The sequence below is a fragment of the Salipaludibacillus keqinensis genome (genome assembly GCF_003226325.1).
Taxonomy (GTDB): domain Bacteria; phylum Bacillota; class Bacilli; order Bacillales; family Salisediminibacteriaceae; genus Salipaludibacillus; species Salipaludibacillus keqinensis.
The window spans coordinates 638,705-658,030 of record NZ_PDOD01000001.1 but is presented as its reverse complement, the minus strand read 5'-3'; the positions used below and the strand labels follow the sequence as shown (position 1 = coordinate 658,030).

Below are 19,326 nucleotides of genomic sequence, written 5' to 3'. Positions count from 1 at the left end.
CCTCCTTATGAATGGCCCCCTTACCGAGTAGTACACTAACTTGTTACCATTCTTTGAAATCGCTTACTTTTAGTGTATTCTAAAGAAAGAAGTCTGACTATTCTCTTTTTAACCAAAAAAAAGGCCTGTTTTTTTATACACTATGTATAATCGACCTTCGTTAGGGGGCTTGAACTATGTTGACCATTCATGAAGCGATGGCATTGCCTGCTTTTGAACAAACCACTCTTATCGCCGGGGACAAAGGTGCTGATCAAACAATCAAATGGGTGACGACCATCGAAATTATCGAGGATATCTCTCGTTTTCAAGACGGAGAATTCATTATTACAACAGGCTTCGGCCTGGTGGACGATGTGATGTATCAGAAGCGTTTCATAGAGTTGATGCGCTCAAAAAAGTTAGCCGGACTTGCGGTTTACACCGGCTTTTATTTATCTGACATTCCACAAATATTTATAGACGAAGCGAACGCTCAGCAGTTACCTTTAATTGAAATCCCTTCTTCAATCAATTTTTCGACGATAACGAAAGCATTGCTTGAACAAATCGCCAACAAACAAATCCGTTTATTAGAGAACTCTTTAAGAGTCCATCAAGAAATGACGAAACTAGCGTTTAGTTTGGATGGCCTTGATCATACACTTAAGAAAATTAGTCCTCTGACTAAAGCAAGCATTTATGTATTTAATGATTCTAACCACTTTATTTCTTCAGTAAAAAAAACTGCTCATGAAATGGAGATCAATAATCAAGAGCTTGCAATCAAGGATGAAGTACTCGATTTGGATCAACTATTTTTTTCGCTAGAAGACAGTACTTGCTCTCCATTTATTATAGGAAATTATATTTGCTCTGCTTCTAAAATAGAAGCCAAAGCATTTACGTACGGTTATCTGTTAATGATTCATTTAAAAACCGATTGGTCTGAAATGGAGATGGTTATTTCAGATCACATTTCAACATTAATTGGGATCGAATTAGTGAAGCAATATGCTGTAGATGAAACGAAGGTGCGAATTCAAGGGGAATTTGTGGATGAAATCTTAAATAAAGAACATTTCCAAGTCCAAGATGCGCTTAAGCGTGGAAGACGGTTAGGCTATGATTTGTCCCTTCCCCACCAAGTTGTTTACATTAAACTCCCTGAACAAACTGAGGGGCAAACCGCTCAAGCAACTGCTGCAAGTCAGCTTCATTATTCCTTATCATTAATATTTCAAGAAGATCATCGACAAGTGATTCTATTGCCTAAAATAAACGAATGTTATGCTCTAATACAGGTTGATATGAATTCTCTCATTGACGAGAATCGTCATCTTCTCACCCAAATGGATCTAATTCAAAACAAATGGCTCCAACATCACAAAGAACCACTCCTGTTTGGGATTGGTCGTCCCTACTCAGATTTAAGGATGTTATCAGAAAGTGCTCGGCAAGCTGAAAACGCTGTTTATTATTCACATCTTTTGCTCCATCATACTCAAACGGTTTTTTTCGATGATCTAGGGTTTTACCAAGTGCTTATTCAGATGGAGAATGCCGGTGTTTCCCTACAGAATTATTATGAGCAGTATTTAGGCGAACTGGTTCATCCGAAGCATACGCGTAAAGATTACATTCTTACATTAGAAACGTACTTAGCTAATAATTGTAATCTCCAGCAAACTTCAGCCCAACTCTACATTCATCGCCATACGCTAAAATACCGCCTTAAACAAATTGAGAAAAAAACAGGGATTCAACTCAGTTCACCTGACGCCCGCTTAAATCTACATTTAGCCATTGTTGCTTATAAGTTTACAGAATGGAAAAAATAGCACCTGAGATCAGGTGCTATTTCTCTATATGTCTTTAATGGGTCACGGTTATTTGATCGTTTCCTTTTAAATAAATTTTATCACTGTGGATGACAATGTCAGAAGCGATATCTGTTTCATTCGTAATGGTTACTTCTTCTTGATCCACATGAATCATTAAGCGAGCACCGCGGAATAAAACTTTGAACGAGAATGATTTCCATTGCCCAGGAATAAACGGATTTAAAATCAGTTGATCATTGGAAATTTTCATTCCTCCGAACCCTTGAACAACAGACATCCAAGTTCCTGCCATACTCGTTGTGTGACAACCATCCTCTGTATCATTGTTGTAGTTATCCAAATCTAGACGAGCCGTACGTAAATACATCTCATACGCTTTTTCTTTATACCCTAGCTCACAAGCTAAAATGGAGTGAACGCAAGGAGATAAAGAGGATTCGTGCACAGTCATCGGCTCGTAAAAATCGAAATTCCGTTTTTTTGTCTCGATGTCAAACTCATGGTTCAAGAAGTAAAGACCTTGAAGAACATCGGCTTGTTTTATAAAACAAGAGCGCAAAATTCGATCCCAAGACCAGTTCTGATTCAATGGCAAATGCTTTGAGTCTAACTTGGATACGGGTAATAATTCTTTATCTAAGAATCCATCCTGCTGCAAAAAGACCCCTTGCTCTTTATCTTCTGGATAATACATCTTGTCAATAATATCTACCCATTTTTTCATTTCTTCTTCTTTAAGATCTAGCTTTTCAATCCACTGTGCGTATAAATCAGGATCAGTATCTTTTAAGAAATCGAGTACGTATAAAGTGTATTCTAACGTCCATGTAGCTATACGATTCGTGTACCAGTTATTATGAACATTGTTTTCATATTCATTTGGCCCTGTAACCCCCAACATCATATAAACATTTTTCTGAGGGACAAAATTCACTCGTTCTTCCCAGAACCGAGAAATTTCTGCAAGGACTTCGATTCCGTATTCGCCAAGGTACGATTTATCTCCTGTATAATTCACGTAATTATAAATACCGTAAGCAATTGCTCCATTACGGTGAATTTCTTCGAAAGTAATTTCCCACTCATTGTGGGACTCTTCTCCATTCATGGTGACCATAGGGTAAAGAGCCCCTTTTTCGAAACCTAGTTTTTTAGCGTTTTCTCGAGCTTTCTCTAGGTGGTTGTAACGATAAATCAATAAGTTTCTTGGAATTCTTTCTTCTGATGTGGCTAAATAGAAAGGCAAGCAGTATGCTTCCGTATCCCAATACGTGCTGCCACCATATTTCTCACCAGTAAATCCTTTAGGACCAATATTTAAACGGGCATCTTCTCCCGAATATGTTTGGTTTAATTGATAAATATTAAACCTGATGCCTTGCTGAGCAGAAATATCCCCTTCAATGACAATATCACTGTCGAGCCATTTTTGTTTCCAAGCTGAAGCCTGCTCTTCCTTCAGTTGTTCGAATCCTTTTTTTACCGCTCCGTCCAACGACTTACTAGAAACGGTTTCAAGCTGTTGTTCGTCGTGATCACGATTTGTAACATTTGCGGCATATTTATAAATGGTAGTTGCTTCGTTTTTGACTAAAGGGGCTTTGTATGTGATCCCGGCATATTTCACTTCTTCCGAACCCACACCATCTACGTCAAGTTTCTGATCATTTCTATACAACTGCGTTTCCATTGTAGAACAAAAGTGAAAGTTTAATTTTTTCGTTTTAACTGTAACAGAAGCTCGGTCTTTGCTAAGGGATGTTGCTACAGGATCCCAAAATTTCTCATCATAGTTGGCATCTTTATTTTTAATATCTCCATCTAAATAAGAGGTCACTTCGAGAGTGCCGTCAAAGTTTAAAGGTGTAATGTCATATTTTATCGCACCAATTTCTTTTTGGACAATGCTCACAAATCTAGTCGCTTTTACTTTGATCTCCTTTCCCTCTCTTAACTCAGCTTTGAACGTTCGTTGTAAGTAGCCTTCCCTCATATTTAACTCTCGGACAAACTCACTCACTTTCGCTTCGTTTAAATCAAGGTCTTCCCCATCGATCACAATGCGTAGCCCGATCCAGTTCGTTGAATTCAATACTTTGGCAAAATATTCAGGGTAGCCATTTTTCCACCAGCCTACCCTCGTTTTATCTGGGTAATAAACGCCGGCCATGTAACTCCCTTGTAAAGACGATCCTGTATAAGTTTCTTCAAAGTTCGCCCTTTGTCCCATGTGTCCATTGCCTATGCTAAAAATACTCTCAGATATTTCATGCTTATCCGGGTCGAATCCTTCCTCAATGATGGACCATTCATGTTCTTTTAAATAAGGTTTCATACAAATCCCTCCGTTTTCTTTAATAAAAACTACCTACAAGTGCAATCGGTTGCATTACTTAAGAAAAAAAATTACTTACTTAAACGATTCAGTGACATTTCTTCCATTGATTGAATGTAATCATTTGCACCCTTTAAAATAGCTGAATCTCCAACACCTACTACGTACATTCCTGCAGCTTTACCTGCTTCAATTCCTGATTGAGCATCTTCAAATACTACACAATCCTTTGAATTCACAGACAGAGCTTCTGCTCCTTTTAAAAAAACTTCAGGGTCTGGTTTCGCATTAGCTATTGAATTGCCATCGATAATCGCATGAAATTGATCGTATAAACCAATCTTCTTCAAAATTCTTGGGGCATTCTTACTAGCTGAACCTAACGCAAATGGAATGTGATTTTCATTTAATTCCTCTAAAAAAGATATCACTCCAGGAAGTATTTCACTTTCATCCATGGTTGAAATAGACTGGACATATCGTTCGTTTTTTCTAGCTGCCAGTTCTTCTTTCTCTGATTGACTCTTCGTCACTTGACCGATCTCAAGTAAGATATTAAGTGAATCCATTCGACTGACACCTTTTAAACGTTCGTTATCTTGTTCGGTAAAAGAAAATCCTAATTCATTAGCTAATTGTTTCCATGCTTGAAAATGATGTTTGGCAGTATCTACAATAACTCCGTCCAAGTCAAAAAGCACGGCTTTAGGTTTCGACATCTATGCTTCCTCCTCCACACTCTTTATCCAACTCTATTCTAGCTTAGCGTGCAAAAAAAGGAAAGCGTTTTTATAAAATACTTGTATATTCATAAGATTGTCAAACTTAGGTTTATTTCTTCAAATACATTTGCTTCATACAAGGCTATATTCACAAATAAACGGATCGCATATTGTGTCGAATTTTAAAATATAATTTCTATATTTGACAACAAAACGAGAATGACTACCTTTTCGTCGGATTTTGATTAATAATAGGAATATAATCTTAGTAGCATTGGAGTGTTTAGATGGTTAAAAGTATATGCATTGAATTAAAAAGACAAGAATTAATTGATTCTGTATTAAAATACGGTTTGTCCGCTGATAAGACTTTAAAAAGGTCTGAAGAGCTTGATGAGTTAATTTTCAAATATCAAACTCTTCACCAACATGATCAACATTGAATTATTGTTTTAATGCTTCTGAAGCATTTACAGTCCCATATCCGTAGTACTGGTCAAATCCTTTTTTACCGAGATCAAAGGCTGTAGAGCGAATGATATCATACACCTCACTATTCGTTAATGTTTCATCTCGAGAGAGAATTAACGCAGCTAAACCCGCAACATGCGGTGAGGCCATGGAGGTGCCACTCATCATCACAAACTGTCCTCCAACAAATGTACTTGGTATATGTTCTCCTGGTGCCGTGACGTCTGTATGTTTTCCATAATTCGAGAAAAAGCTTCTCTCCTCAAGATCATTGATCGATCCTACAGCCAAAACCTCTTCAAAAGCAGCAGGATACATCGGTGTTTCAACATTATCATTTCCAGTAGCTGCAATTAACACCACATCTCGTTCATAAGCGTATTTAATTGCTTGGTGCATGACCTCTGATCGATGCTCATCACCCAAACTTAAATTTATCACTCTTGCTCCGTTATCTGTTGCCCAGCGAATACCTTTAGCAATGGAAAACGAATTTCCGATCGCTTCATGATCTAACACCTTTACTGCTAGGATCGGATTTGACCAAGTGACACCTGCAATCCCTTCGCCATTATTCGTTACCGCACCGAAAATCCCTGCTACATGTGTTCCGTGACCATTGTCATCTACAAAGGCTTCATTATCTTCAAAGGCATTATAGCCTTTTACAATCCGTTTTTCTAAATCTGGGTGTGATGGGTCTACGCCACTATCAACTATGGCTACAGGTATATCACTTCCTATTGTTTCAGACCAAGCTCCCTCCACATGTAATTGTTTTAAATTCCATTGGTATAGGTTATAAAACTCGTCATCGGGTAATAAGTTTGTTTCTTTGGCTATCGTTTGTTTTTCAAATGTATAGTTAGGCTCCATATACACGACGGTAGGGTCCCCGTACCACTCTTCCATCATTTCTTCTGCATCCCTTGTTAAGTCCCTTACGACCGCTGAATTTCCACTATAATCTAATAAGAAGACCTCATGCTCCTTCGACCACTTTTCAGGATCGATATCATCATCTAAAACAACGACCACTTCCCCTTTTTTCAGATGGTCTTTTGACGAAAATTCCTGTTCAGAGGACAAGTAAAGCCCCCAGTCTAATTCTGGAATTTTTTTTACGACACTCAGTTCATCAACTTCCGCTTCTTCGTCAGAAAAGGATACATCCAGTTGAGAATCTCCGATAAAAAAATTACCGTTATTATCAGACAAGGACGCTAATTCTTTCACATACTTCTCAACAAAACTGATATCTACCTCTGAGACAAAGCAATGATTGTCCTTAGTTAATCCTAAAACCATTTTTTTAGACCCTTGTGAAATATAAGGTTGTGAGTATGTCCATCCGTTTATCTCTGGTTCTCCTTGAAATAGTTTATCAATAGCGTCTTCAGGTAACGATCCTTTTTCGTACAATTTTTCTTTAGACGGCATGCTAAACGCAGTAAATCCGTCAATATGAGGATGATCATTAATTTGTTCATTTAACCAATTTTCACGAAGCGCCGGATCCTCTTCCATATCCTCTTGCCATTTCGCTAAATCGAGTTTCACTTGCTGTAAAAAAAGTTCAATCGTCATAACTAAATCTTCCGCTTGTAGCTCATTAAATGCTTTCTGTTGGACGATAGAGTCATTATCTGGATGTGCAGAATGGTCCAAATGTTCACTTCGAAACCATAGAGCTAATAAAAAAATTAAAATAATACTAAAAGACAAAGCTAGCCGGTAAATTCCCTTCATAAGACGCCTCCCTTTCTAGAACATTCTAAAACTTAGGATGTGTCAAATTGATAAAAAGTATGAAGAAAAGAGTCGACGCCTTACGAAAGGAAGTGTTGATTTTTCGGAAACAGCAAATGATAACAAATCATGACAATAAAAAAGCTCTCTTAAAATAAGAGAGCTTTAATTAAATGTGTAATATGGAGAAATCATGACATAAACTAAGACGCCTGTCGCACTCACGTAGAGCCATAACGGCATCGTCCATCGTACCCACTTTCGGTGAGTACTTCGCATATCCTTGTAACCAGTAAAAAAGCTCATTAATGCTAAAGGCACGATAATCGCCGCCAAAATGATGTGCGTGATTAGGATGAAATAATAAAATCCTACCATTACTCCAGTTCCACCATATGGAGTAGACTCCGCCATAAAATGAAATGTTACGTAGGATATTAAAAACAAACTGGTCGTCGTAAAAGCCCCGTAAATAAATCTTTGGTGCAACTTGATGTTCCCTTTGATAATAGCCAGTAACGCCAATAACAAAAAAGCAAACGTAAAAGAATTTAAAGTAGCATTCAATAAAGGCAATGTACTAATCCAATTTGGCAATTTCCCCACATATCCGGGTATAAATGATAATAAAACGACTAAAAAATTTACGATGATTGTGACAATAATGACCGTTCGCACGTGATGATTTACTATTTTATTCCAGAGATCCTTGATTCGTCTCAACTCCTTTAACATTTAACCTAATCTTTATGATTTTCTTTAGGAATTAATCTAAAATGTTTCTCGCTCACCCGCTAAATAATTAATCATAATATTACACATTATACAACGAAATCAATCAAGTTAAAAGAAAGAAAGCACTCCGCATGATAACTTGCGGAGTGCTTCAAGTTCATTATATATTGAAAATAATTGATATTAGGCTAATTTTGTTTCTATGACCCGAAGCTCTTTTTCTTTTTTTACTTCTTTGATATTTTTTGTCATATATATAGAAGTTACGAAAGCACACACCAACAATCCAGCGAATATATAAAAAGTTAAATTGTAACTGTTGGTCGCTTCTCTAACAAAAGAGACAACCATTGGTCCAACTACCCCAGCCATTGACCAAGAAGTTAGTAACAAGCCATGGATCGCACCCAATTCTTTCGTCCCAAACAAATCACCAATAAAGGCAGGTAAAGATGCAAAACCTCCACCATAAATAGATATAACAATGAAAATTAACGCTTGAAATAAAAGCACATTTGAAATAGTTGGAAGAATCAAGAAGGCTACCAATTGAATACTGAAGAAGATGGTATATACTCTAGCCCGACCAATATAATCAGAGGCTGACGCCCACAATATTCTTCCTCCTCCGTTAAACAGACCCATAATACCAACCATGCTTGCTGCAGCAATCGCGGTCATGCCTACTTTTTCCTGGGCCATGGGAGATGCTACTGAGATGAGCATGATCCCCACAGATATATTAATAAACATCATTACCCACAGCATCCAAAATCGCTTGGTTTTAACTGCCTCTTTAGCTGTCAATTGAGCTAAATCTTCTTTCACAGGTTGCGTTTGCTTTTCTTCTTTTTCAAGCATTGTTTTTGGCTTCCAATCTACAGGAGGCTTAGCAATATATAGAGCGCCTGAAACCATTAAAATAAAAAATGTCGCACCAAGAATGAAAAAGGTCGAAGCGATCCCAACTGATTCGATCAATTGTGCAGCCACAGGACTTGCAATTAATGCCCCAGCTCCAAACCCAAAAACAGCCATTCCTGTTGCCAGACCCCGACGGTCAGGAAACCATTTTACCAAAGTAGACACCGGAGATATATAACCTAAACCGAGGCCCATTCCGCCCACTGCTCCATAAAATAATAAAAACAGTGCCAAAGATTCCATAGAAACAGCTACTCCTGCACCAACTAACCCAGTTGAGAAGAGAACCGCTGCAAGCAGCGCCGCCTTTCGAGGTCCCTTCTTTTCTACAAATGGACCAAAAAACGCTGCAGAGACACCTAAGAAAAAGATTGCTATGGTAAAAGCTAAAGCTACTTGTGTCGTCTCCCACCCTAATTGGCTTGCTAACGGATTTTGAAAAACGCTGTAAGCATAAGCCGATCCGATCGATAAATGGATCGCCACTGCAGATAATGCTATGAGCCATCGATTTTTCAGTTTCATCATCATTACCACCTTTTCAGATTCAATTCACTCAGTCCTTCTACTTTGACTTTAAAGCATGAATCTTCTTTAGAAAAGGAGTTTGTTATACTTTTCACAAATTCACCGAAACTTTTTAACAACTTTGTGACAAAAAGAAATCCCTGCTTCATTTCCTAGCAGGGACTCACTTTCTTTATAATTTAGAAGGCTTTACCTCGTTCACCTTTTCATTTCTGAAACTTTGTTCTAATTTATCTAATAGTTGATCAACATCTCTTTTGTTTTCTTTAAGACCAAACATTCGACGTTTCTCTTTTTTTAAAATACGGATCAGCATCTTTTTTTCTTTGCTAGTTAGCACCATCTTTGTTCCCCCCTATACATGTGTATTTATCATTAATTGCTTATTTTTTTATGCCCGTCCTGAAGAATTTACTAAACTTCTTTTTGCAATGGTTCTTTTCTTTTTCCCTTTTAAGACAAGTAAGAGAAGCAAAGCAGCGATGAAAAATAAAAAGGAAGAAAGATAAAACACCGACGTGATGCCCCAAATACCAGCGACAACCCCTCCAGTAACAGGACCTAATACATTTCCTAAAAATCGATAACTCTGGTTGTATCCTAATACTTCTCCTTGCATAGAGATGGGAACAGCAAGTCGAATATAAGCTGTAACACATGGAATGATCCCACCGATGGCTACTCCAAACATAAACCTCAATCCAACCAGTTGCCAAATGTTCGTTACAAATGCTTGAGGAAGAAAGAAAACACCTGCTACGACTAGGCAAATAAGCAAAATTTTGTCGTGGCCAATGCGGTCTCCTTGAATACCCCAAAACCTAGTGGCAACAAGGTTTCCTAACCCCGTGACAGAAAAAGTTAATCCTGCCATGAAAGCTATATTTTCCGCTGAAAGAAGTTGTCCTACATATAAAGCGAGTTGCGGCTGAATACTGAAATTAGCTGTTTGTACGATTAACGAGATGAGCATGATCATGATTAATAACCGATCTGCTAAAATATACTGAATCACTTCTTTCATTGTTCGTTTCTTCTCTACAGTTTCTTTTTCGTCCTTGACCACCACTTCTTTAATAGCGATCATTACAAAAGTTGTAGCAATAGTTATCACAATAGCTGTGATAAAAAACGTATAAGTAAAACCAACTGCATCAGCTAGTAATCCACCTATAAGCGGACCGAATAATCCACCCGATACTGTGCCCATTTGCAAAGTCCCTAGAACTTTTCCTGCTATTTCTTTATTTGTTTGGGCCGAAATTAACGCCATGGATGTGGGAATAAACCCGGTCACAACTCCCATAAACATTCTTAAAAAAAACAAACCTGCTACTGAATCAACATAGCTCATGAAAAAAATTGAGACAGCTATTCCATATCCTGTGATTAATAATATTTTCTTGCGACCAAATTTATCACCAAATCTGCCCCATAGTGGTGACACAAAAAAAGCAACAAGAAAGGTGATTCCAAAAATAAATCCTGACCACCGTTGTACATAAGCATCGGAAAATGATCCGAACGTCTCTATGTAAATAGATAAAAAAGGAAGAACCATCGTTGCACTGGCAGCCACGAAGAAGTTTGCTATCCACATGATTAGAAGATTACGATTCGCCATATAGAATCACTTACACTTTCTGTTATATATTTCGGTACTCTAAATATAATTATAGCTTACGAGTCAAACAATTGAAAAGGGATAGCTAAAGCTACCCCTCCTCTGCAACTAACTCAACCACCTTTTCAGTAGTATGGAAAGTCCATATAATATTAACAACATTCCCACAACAATAAATACTATAATGACAAACGACTCTTCTGTCATCCACCCTAGTTGATGGAAAATCCCTTCGATCTCAAAAAAACCCGTTAATCCATAACTTCCCATCAATACCCCTAATACTAGAAATATTCCAGCAAGACTATAATCTGCTATCTTTGTCGTCCTTTCGACCGCAAACTGGTCTTTACTTGTCTCAGTGTTTGGTATAGTGTTTTTCACTTCACGATTGTTTCGTTCTCTTTGTTTAACATCTCGGCTTAGGAGAACGATGATTAATACGGCAATTGTTAGAGAGATGACTAAATAAACAAGAGACCTAGACAATAAACTAACAAATGCAAAAAATAAAACGATAATTAATATTCTATAGCTCTTCCCACGATTCATACAAACGCTCCTATCGAGACTCTCGTGTATAGCACTTAAAATTCGCATCATCACTCACGAGCCACTCTAAATGAACCCTCATCACCTCTTATATGAACAGGAAAACCCTCTTCGAAAGACCATTCAAAGAGGATTGCAGGATCACTTCTCTACCGATACGATGTGTCACGAGATCTTTCCTCTTACTATCAGAATAAATCCCCCTGAACATTGTGATATTGAATCTTCATTATGCGAACAGATTCCTGTAGCTGTCCTGAAAATATAGAAGGTGGTTATTTATTTAAAAAATCCATTAACTCATCAAACCGCGCTTTTGCCTGATCGTAACCGTGATCATAAAGGGCCTGAAGGCGGTCTTTCTTTCGTTCCAGCCGAGTGACGTTCTGTAAGTTTGCAGGTCTGAACACAAAGGCCTTTCCTTGCTTTTCCAGTTCATCCACTTGATCTAAAGCTTTATTGTAAACAACTGATCGATTTTTCACCACTTCTTGGAGACCAGGATAATTACGATATTTTCTAGTAAAGTACCACATCCCCCTTTTAGCTGGGGTTTTCAAATAACCCTTACGTTGAGTCAAGATAATAATATGTTTTTCATTGTTTTGTTTGATAGACTGTTCAATTGGAATAGGATCACTAATTCCCCCATCCAAAAGCGTTCTTTCACCGTGTTGAACCACTGGTGCTATCATTGGTAGTGAAGAGGAAGCACGTAAGATTTTATTGAAATCATCACCTAACTCTTGTTTTTCATAGTAAATTGTCTCTCCAGTATGACAATCAGTCGCGCCAACATGGAATCGTTGCGTTGATTGAAAAAACTGGTGATAATCAAATGGATTCTCTATATTTGGGATTTGATTGAAGATTAAATCCATATTAAACAATTCTCCCGATCGAATTAACCTTCTGACAGATATGTAATCTGGGTGATCCGCATAACCGATCGTAACGGCTTTATTTCTACCTGCTTGTCTGGAAATATATGATGAAGCGTTACACGCTCCGGCAGAAACACCAACAATATAAGGGAAATGAATATTTTGTTCCAAAAAATATTCCAACACGCCTCCTGTATAGACTCCCCTCATACCTCCTCCTTCTAAAACTAACCCTGTTTTTTCCAACACTTTCATCCTCCTTGTATCCTCTTTCTCTATTGTAGCGAAAGGGAAAAAATACCTCAAATGTTTAGAGTGAATTTCTTAGAAAAGTTCATAGAATCTCCACTTTGGAATAGTAAGCGCTATCATTCATTTTGATAAAATGAAAGTAAGCTATCTGAAAGGACTGATCGTTATGTCAGAACGCACACAAGTAGAGACTACTTGCGCTTATTGCGGAACCGGCTGTGGATTGATTATCGATGTAGAAGAGGACCGCATCGTTCGTGTCAGAGGAAATAAAGCCGCTCCTGTCAATCAAGGTCAAACATGTATTAAAGGAGCTTTTGGCTACCACTATATTCACTCGGAAGACCGACTCCGGACACCGCTGATCAAGAAGAACGGCAAATTTACTGAAGCTACATGGCAAGAGGCTCTAAACTATATCTCCACGAAATTGACTGCAATAAAGCAACAGTTTGGCGGAGACGCTTTCTCTATGTTTGCTTGCGCAAGGGCAACAAATGAAGTGAACTATGTTACACAAAAATTCACCCGTGCAGTAATGAATACGAATAATATTGACGGATGTAATCGAACGTGACACGCCCCATCCGTCGCCGGTCTGGCGACTGTATTTGGCAATGGTGCTCCAACAAGTTCTATTATGGATATTGATCGAGCTGATGTGCTTCTCTTAATTGGCTCAAACACGACCGATGCTCATCCTATTATTGCAAACAGAATGAAAAAAGCTGCAAAAAAAGGGTTAAAAATTGTTGTCATCGACCCTAGAAAAATCAGTATGACTAAATCATCCGTGAAGCATTTGCCATTGAGAGTTGGCTCTGATATCGCATTAATGAATGGCATAATGAATGTTATCATCGAAAACGAATGGCATAATCAACCTTTCGTGGAACAAAATTCTGCGAAATTTGAACAGCTAAAAAAACATGTAGCCTCTTATCCTTTAGACAAGGTCGAACAAATCACTGGTGTGGATAAAAAGGATATTTTTGAAGCAGCAAAACTTTATGCCCTGGCAGATCGAGCCATGATTTGCTATACACTTGGAATAACTGAACATCATTGCGGCGTAAATAATGTATTTGATATAGCTAACATGGCTCTCTTAACCGGACATATCGGACGAGTTGGAACAGGCATTATGCCCTTAAGAGGTCAAAACAACGTTCAAGGTGCAGGAGATATGGGTTGTTTACCTAATCAACTACCCGGAGGTATTTCTTTAGCGGACTCGAAATATCGGAACACATTAGAGCAAGCATGGAATGTCTCACTTAATCCCACAATCGGAAAAACCCAGACAGGTATGTTGGAAAAGATGGAAGATGGCTTAATGAAAGCTTTATATATTATTGGAGAAAATCCAATTGTTGCAGATGTGCATAAAAATCACACGACAGAACTTTTCAAAAAATTAGATTTCCTCGTTGTGCAGGATTTATTTATGACTGAGACCGCCGAACTTGCAGACGTGGTTCTTCCTGCGAAAGGGTGGGCTGAGGTTGAAGGAACTTATACGAACACTGATCGAAGAGTTCAACGGGTAAGAAAAGCTGTATCAGCACAAGGAATAGCCCTTGACGATTGGAAAATATTATCTGATTTAGCTACATTGATGGGCTACCCGATGAACTATCAGTCTTCAGAACAAATTTGGAATGAAGTCCGTCAAACTGCTCCTCACTTATATGGTGGAATGTCTTACGAGCGGTTAGAAAAAGAAATGAGCCTTCAATATCCTTGTCCTGACGAAACTCATCCAGGAACCGCCATAATTCATCAAGAACTTCATCTAAAAGGGAAAAAAGATAGATTGGCACCTTTTACCCCAGTTGATTACACTGAACCTGTGGAATTACCAGATCAAAATTATCCATTCACATTAACGACAGGACGAAGATATGAACCTTATAATACGCATACACAAACAAAGTATTATCCAGATACTTTAAAAAGAAAACAGTTTGAAGAAACCGTTGATATTCATCCAGACGATGCTGAACGATTGACCATTAAAAATGGCGAATATGTCCTTGTAAGTTCCAGACGGGGGGAAGTGAAAGTAAAGGCTAGGATTACGGAAGAAGTCCAACCAAACCTTGTATTTATGAGTTTCCATTGGCCAGAAGTGCCAACAAATGTACTCACAATTAATGAATTCGACCCCATTTCAGGCACAGCCGAATACAAAGCTTGCGCAGTAAACGTTAAAAAAATCAGTTCTTAACATCTACTACCGAAAACAGGTCACGACGGATGTCACGACCTGTTTTTATTATTCTTCAAAGTAGTACATTAAAGCCAGGGCACCTGGTCCCGTATGAGTACTTACGATCGGCGTCGTTTCGATAATGGAGATATCATCAAATCCAGAGACTTCACTCAATGTATCTTTCAATTGATTGGCTAATTCTGTTGCTTCGATTTGGGCAATGCCAATGCCTTTAACCGTTTTTCCTTTTGCCTCTTCTAAAAACGTGTTTTTCATAAATTTAATCATCTGAACGTGAGTCCTAACCTTCGTAGCTGGTGTATAGACTCCATCATCCAAGGAAGCGATCGGTTTGATCTTTAACAAGGACCCTAGAAATGCTTTTCCTCTTCCAATTCTTCCTCCTTTTACGAGATAATCAAGTGTGTCAACCATAATATACAAAGAGCTGTTTTTTCGTGTTTTGTCGAGGCGTTCGAGAATTTCTTCGATTCCTTTGCCCTCGTTTGCCAAAATGGCAGCTTCTCTAACTTGAAAGCCAAGTGCGACTGAAATAAACTTCGAATCGACGACTGTTACATGACTATCTGTCATGTCTGACGCTGTTTTTGCTGACATGTAAGTTCCACTCATGCCGCTTGACATATGTATGGATAGAATGGAACTGCCATCTTTCCCTAATTCATCATAAACTTCCAAAAAGGACCCCGTTGATGGCTGAGAACTTTGAGGGACTTCGTCGGATTTGACTAGTAGTTTGGAAAATTCAGAGGAAGTAATATCTATTCCATCCAAGTAAGATTTCCCGTCTACTGTTACAGACAACGGGACGATAGTTACCCCTAGCTCTTCCACTTCTTCCTTCGTTAAATCTAATGTTGAATCCGTGACAATCTTTACCTTCTTACTCATTTAATCACCCCTTTGAATACTATGAAATATCTTTTTATTTTACTATAGTTATAGACCCTTGTTAAGTTAAGACATCTGTTAATCCATGAACATTTGGGATCTTCTTAAGTAATGGAACAATTACTTCTCTACATGCTAATTAAAAAATTCATTTTAAACTGTTAAATGAACGAATCTTTGTGTTAAAATATACGTTGCTGTTATCAATTCGACAATTTCTTTGAAAGGAGGAATCATTAAGGTGAGCAACCAATTTGATGCTCCGTTTATTGCCATTGAAGGTCCTATAGGAGTAGGAAAAACTTCTTTAGCTACGAAACTATCTGATCATTTCCAATATCATATCTTAAAAGAAATTGTGGATGAGAACCCTTTTTTATCTAAATTTTACGAAGATATTGATGAGTGGAGCTTTCAAACAGAGATGTTTTTTTTATGTAATCGATTTAAACAACTTGAAGATACATATGAACGATATTTAAAGAAAGGCCATCCTGTGGTCAGCGATTACCATATTTTTAAAAATCATTTATTTGCTAAACAAACGTTGAAAAACCATCACTTCGATAAATACGATCGCATTTATAATATCTTAACAGATGATTTGCCTAAACCTAATATCATTATTTATCTCAATGCAAGTCTGCCTACATTATTAGAGCGCATTAAACTGCGTGGAAGAAGTATAGAGCAATCTATTGAGCCTAATTACTTAAAACAGCTTTCTGCAGACTACCAACAATTTATGAAAGATCATCATAGGGTTTATCCAGATATCCCGATTTTAAGTTTTGACGGGGATGAAATGGACTTTGTCCAGAATGAAGAGGATTTCAATCGTATTCTTGATCAAATCTACTATGCACTAAAAAACAAACGATCGCTATTTTAACTTACTGGAGTGGCTTAAATGGAGAGAATAAATCATAACTTGAATCCTCAATCGCTTATTACCTTAGCAGGTACTGTGGGCGTGGGGAAATCTACGTTAACAAATGTCCTTGCTGATTCTTTGGGCTTTAAATCGGCTTTTGAAAAAGTAGACGGTAACCCTTACTTAGAAGACTATTACAGAGATTTTAAAACATGGTCTTTTCACTTACAAATGTATTTTCTAGCTGAAAGATTTAAACAGCAAAAACGAATGCACGAAGATGGTTTAGGTTATGTTCAAGATCGTAGTATTTACGAAGATGTTGGAATCTTTGCCAAACTACAGTATGATCAAGGAAATATGACAAACCGGGATTATGAGACGTATCACTCATTATTCGAGGCGATGGTGATGTCTCCATATTTTCCAAAACCCGATGTGTTAATTTATATTGACGGATCATTTGAAAGCATTATGCAGCGAATAGAAAATCGTGGTCGCGAGATGGAAACGAATACGCCAGTTTCATTTTGGGAAGATCTATACAAACGCTATAAATTATGGATTTCTGAATTCACCGAATGTCCTTTGCTTCACTTGGATATCGATCATTATGACTGTCACGATCAAGACTCTGTAAAAGAAATTATTCAAGCATTAGAGAAAATGCAAAGAAATAACGACATTTCCTATTTGAAATTAGCTTGATGTACGGAGGGCCTGAAACTACTAAGCCATATGGATAAATTGAATTACTACTTTTTTCTAAGAGGAGGCCCAAAGTATTCACTTTTGGTCCTCCTTATAGTTTGCATGATCGCATTTTACTGTGTCTAACTTTTTTTACAGTTTCAAAGAATTGAGGACCAGAAAAAAATACTCTTCCTCTTGGTACTCACTAGGTAAATAAAACATTTGAACAAGAATAATTGTTTGAATATATATAACTAGAGTCGTTTGTATGAAAATAGGAAACCTGAACCCAAGAGGCCAATGAAAAAACAGAAGGAATGGCTGCAATGCAACCAATACAAATAAGGGGAATCCAAACCAAAATAACAACGAAGACTTAGAACCTTTCCACAATGCAAACAGCGGGATAAATGCAACGATCATCATCAATGAATAAGTTGCCATAGCCGCTCGCTCAATAGCTTGATAATTACCCTCTTGAACCAGAAAAGGTGTGCCAGAACTTAAGTAATAAGGTTCAATAAATGGAAATATCATACTATTAAGCAAATAGTAAGTTATAAATAAAAAGAACATTCCGCATGTCATTCTTATGATCCAATTCATAAGAGGTCTTCTTTTGTAATACCTACGTAATTGGTCTATATAAGATTGCCTTTTCTTTAATGAGGCTGGAAATACGACGATCATCATAGTCGAAATAATCAAAGAGGTAAAACCGGACAACCCTAGCAAAACCAGCACATTTACTTCTGTATGCATAATAATATGAATCAGCCCTTGTGCTCCTCCCGTTAAAAAGAATAAATAAAAGAACAAACTGAAGAACTTTGCCTTGATCCCTAATGAGAATTGATCAAAAAGTAAGCTAACAAAAAATATCATTAGTAAACAGCTTAAATACACGAACATAAGACCAGTGATAGAAAAAGTGTAATAAGAGTGATGAATCATATCTAAAAGACCTTTTGCCAAGAGATAGATAATCAAACAAACCACACTTATTACGCTACTTCGCAACAGTCGACCTTTATAATAAAATGAATGCCTAAAGTTCATTTGAATACCACCCCTCCTGTAAAATGATCGAAGCCTTTCTTTCATTGTCTTATAAAAACCGATCTAGCGATAAATATTAATTGACGATTTGTTGAAATTCCTATGTACTTTCTGTTCACATAAAAGTATCAAGTTTTTCAACTTTTTAACCGAAGAACCTAAAAAGCAGCACCCTCACTAAGTTCGTTCAGTGAGGGTGCTGCTTTAATAAGAGATGATTATTCATCACCTAATATTTCTTTTTGTTTCTTTAACTTCCTTCTAAACACAATCTTAGCCAAACTAATGCTAATTTCATATAAAAGTAGAAGAGGAATAATGACTAAGACATCAGAAATAAAATCAGGTGGTGAGATTAATACACTCACAACAATTAAAGCGAAGTAAGCATACTTCCGATTTTTTCTCATCCCTTCAGGAGTAATGATGCCAATACTCGTTAAGAACATGACGACTAGAGGCATTTCAAATAAAATACTGAAAGGAATGGTCATCCTCAATACAAACTGAAAATATTTATCAGCTGTAAACATCGTCTCAAACGTGCCACTTCCTAACTCAAGTAAAAAGCTTAACACGATAGGTAGAACCACGAAATAACCAAAGGCCAGTCCCCCGGCAAAGAGCAAGAACGAAGCCGGAATATATATGATCGTTGCTTTTTGTTCCTTTAAAGTTAAAGCTGGTTTTACAAACAACCAAATTTGAAAGATCAACACGGGAACTGTTAGAGCTAGTGCTAGGACAGCGGCCAAAGTGAAATAGATCATGATAATGTCTAATGGCCCCAATACAGCCAAGGTCATGTCTAAATCTTTTGTAAACCATTCATAGATCTCTCTAACAAAAACAAAAACCAATATAAAAAAGACTATAAAAGCCGCGAGAACAATCATGATTCTTTTGCGTAATTCATCTAAATGGTCTAGTACATTCATGCTTTGATCTGACATGACAGTCTCTCCTTTAACATG

At 37.5% G+C, this 19,326-nt stretch carries 17 protein-coding genes; 5 read left to right on the top strand and 12 right to left on the bottom strand.

The window, feature by feature from the left end:
• Positions 1-176: 176 nt before the first annotated feature.
• A complete protein-coding gene (locus tag CR194_RS03410; protein WP_110608224.1) occupies positions 177-1,820 on the top strand; it encodes a PucR family transcriptional regulator in 1,644 nt (547 codons plus the stop codon).
• A gap of 34 nt (positions 1,821-1,854) precedes the next feature.
• Here CR194_RS03410 and CR194_RS03405 read toward each other — a convergent pair whose 3' ends face one another.
• The gene (locus CR194_RS03405; RefSeq protein WP_110608223.1) at positions 1,855-4,158 is read right to left on the bottom strand and encodes a glycoside hydrolase family 65 protein; all 2,304 of its coding nucleotides are present in this window, start codon (positions 4,156-4,158) and stop codon (positions 1,855-1,857) included.
• A gap of 71 nt (positions 4,159-4,229) precedes the next feature.
• Entirely contained in the window at positions 4,230-4,877 is a 648-nt protein-coding gene (gene pgmB, locus CR194_RS03400) for a beta-phosphoglucomutase (RefSeq protein ID WP_110608222.1), read from the bottom strand.
• Positions 4,878-5,167: 290 nt separating this feature from the next.
• On the opposite strand from pgmB, the gene CR194_RS20635 reads away from it, so the two are divergent.
• Positions 5,168-5,323 (top strand): aspartyl-phosphate phosphatase Spo0E family protein, encoded by a 156-nt coding sequence (locus CR194_RS20635; protein WP_110608221.1) that lies wholly within the window; start codon positions 5,168-5,170, stop codon positions 5,321-5,323.
• 1 nt (position 5,324) lies between these two features.
• Here the strand turns inward: CR194_RS20635 and CR194_RS03390 are convergent, their stop codons facing one another.
• From CR194_RS03390 to CR194_RS03365, 7 genes are all read right to left on the bottom strand, one after another.
• Positions 5,325-7,100, bottom strand: a complete 1,776-nt coding sequence (locus tag CR194_RS03390) for a S8 family peptidase (RefSeq protein ID WP_110608220.1) — start codon at positions 7,098-7,100, stop codon at positions 5,325-5,327.
• Between the two features lie 165 nt (positions 7,101-7,265).
• The gene (locus tag CR194_RS03385) at positions 7,266-7,814 is read right to left on the bottom strand and encodes a DUF420 domain-containing protein (protein ID WP_233254261.1); all 549 of its coding nucleotides are present in this window, start codon (positions 7,812-7,814) and stop codon (positions 7,266-7,268) included.
• A gap of 204 nt (positions 7,815-8,018) precedes the next feature.
• Positions 8,019-9,287 carry an L-lactate MFS transporter gene (locus tag CR194_RS03380; protein WP_233254211.1) on the bottom strand — a complete coding sequence of 423 codons (1,269 nt, stop codon included), beginning with the start codon at positions 9,285-9,287 and terminating at the stop codon, positions 8,019-8,021.
• A gap of 172 nt (positions 9,288-9,459) precedes the next feature.
• The gene (locus CR194_RS20375; protein ID WP_199228114.1) at positions 9,460-9,630 is read right to left on the bottom strand and encodes a hypothetical protein; all 171 of its coding nucleotides are present in this window, start codon (positions 9,628-9,630) and stop codon (positions 9,460-9,462) included.
• A gap of 48 nt (positions 9,631-9,678) precedes the next feature.
• Positions 9,679-10,911, bottom strand: coding sequence for an MFS transporter (locus tag CR194_RS03375; RefSeq protein ID WP_233254210.1), 1,233 nt, complete (start codon positions 10,909-10,911; stop codon positions 9,679-9,681).
• 108 nt (positions 10,912-11,019) lie between these two features.
• Positions 11,020-11,463 (bottom strand): hypothetical protein, encoded by a 444-nt coding sequence (locus CR194_RS03370; protein WP_110608217.1) that lies wholly within the window; start codon positions 11,461-11,463, stop codon positions 11,020-11,022.
• 275 nt (positions 11,464-11,738) lie between these two features.
• The gene (locus CR194_RS03365; protein WP_146035905.1) at positions 11,739-12,596 is read right to left on the bottom strand and encodes a patatin-like phospholipase family protein; all 858 of its coding nucleotides are present in this window, start codon (positions 12,594-12,596) and stop codon (positions 11,739-11,741) included.
• 136 nt (positions 12,597-12,732) lie between these two features.
• On the opposite strand from CR194_RS03365, the gene fdhF reads away from it, so the two are divergent.
• The gene (gene fdhF, locus CR194_RS03355) at positions 12,733-14,829 is read left to right on the top strand and encodes a formate dehydrogenase subunit alpha (protein ID WP_332888655.1); all 2,097 of its coding nucleotides are present in this window, start codon (positions 12,733-12,735) and stop codon (positions 14,827-14,829) included.
• A gap of 48 nt (positions 14,830-14,877) precedes the next feature.
• Here the strand turns inward: fdhF and CR194_RS03350 are convergent, their stop codons facing one another.
• A complete protein-coding gene (locus tag CR194_RS03350) occupies positions 14,878-15,726 on the bottom strand; it encodes a DegV family protein (protein WP_110608214.1) in 849 nt (282 codons plus the stop codon).
• Positions 15,727-15,967: 241 nt separating this feature from the next.
• Here CR194_RS03350 and CR194_RS03345 point away from each other — a divergent pair, with 241 nt between their 5' ends.
• Both CR194_RS03345 and CR194_RS03340 read left to right on the top strand, forming a co-directional pair.
• Positions 15,968-16,618 carry a deoxynucleoside kinase gene (locus CR194_RS03345; protein WP_110608213.1) on the top strand — a complete coding sequence of 217 codons (651 nt, stop codon included), beginning with the start codon at positions 15,968-15,970 and terminating at the stop codon, positions 16,616-16,618.
• 18 nt (positions 16,619-16,636) lie between these two features.
• The gene (locus CR194_RS03340) at positions 16,637-17,308 is read left to right on the top strand and encodes a deoxynucleoside kinase (protein WP_110608212.1); all 672 of its coding nucleotides are present in this window, start codon (positions 16,637-16,639) and stop codon (positions 17,306-17,308) included.
• 135 nt (positions 17,309-17,443) lie between these two features.
• Here the strand turns inward: CR194_RS03340 and CR194_RS03335 are convergent, their stop codons facing one another.
• Complete coding sequence (locus tag CR194_RS03335; protein ID WP_110608211.1) at positions 17,444-18,352, bottom strand: hypothetical protein; 909 nt, start codon at positions 18,350-18,352, stop codon at positions 17,444-17,446.
• A gap of 218 nt (positions 18,353-18,570) precedes the next feature.
• Entirely contained in the window at positions 18,571-19,305 is a 735-nt protein-coding gene (tatC, locus tag CR194_RS03330; RefSeq protein ID WP_110608960.1) for a twin-arginine translocase subunit TatC, read from the bottom strand.
• Positions 19,306-19,326 lie beyond the last annotated feature (21 nt).